Source organism: Rhodoblastus acidophilus, assembly GCF_009720655.1.
Classification (GTDB): Bacteria; Pseudomonadota; Alphaproteobacteria; order Rhizobiales; family Beijerinckiaceae; genus Rhodoblastus; species Rhodoblastus acidophilus_A.
Genome location: NZ_WNKS01000060.1, coordinates 1 through 497 on the forward strand (window position 1 = coordinate 1; position 497 = coordinate 497).

Annotated in this window: 1 pseudogene; it reads left to right on the forward strand. The window is 66.0% G+C overall.

From position 1 onward, the window contains the following. A pseudogene (locus tag GJ654_RS20940) lies at positions 1-497 on the forward strand (hypothetical protein); the annotation flags it as partial.

Here is a 497-nt window from a genome sequence, read left to right on the forward strand (position 1 = left end):
GGCGGCGCGGGCGCCGACACGTTCAACGACAATTACGATGGCGACGCCGACGCGTTCAACGGCGGCGCCGGCGCCGACACCTTCCAGCTCAACGGCGGCGCCGGCGCGGTGGATGGCGGAACCGAGGTCGACACCGTCAAATCCGGCGACCTCGGCGGCTACAGCTTCAGTAATGTTGAGGTGCTCGACACCTCCTACGTCTACACGACAACCGCGCAGCTCTCCGCCTTCACCAGCCTGATCGACAGCGGCCATCCCACCACGCAGATCCAGGTCTATCTGCGCGGCGCCGGCGGCGCGATCGACTTCACCAGCCGCGTGACCGGCGCCGACTCCGTCGTCGTCTCCGATGGCGCACTGACGGCGGGCGTGACGGTCACCGGCTCGTCCAATGCCGACGTCTTTAACGATTCGCAGTTCAATGACGTCTTAAATGGCGGCGCGGGCGCCGACACGTTCAACGACAATTACGATGGCGACGCCGACGCGTTCAACGG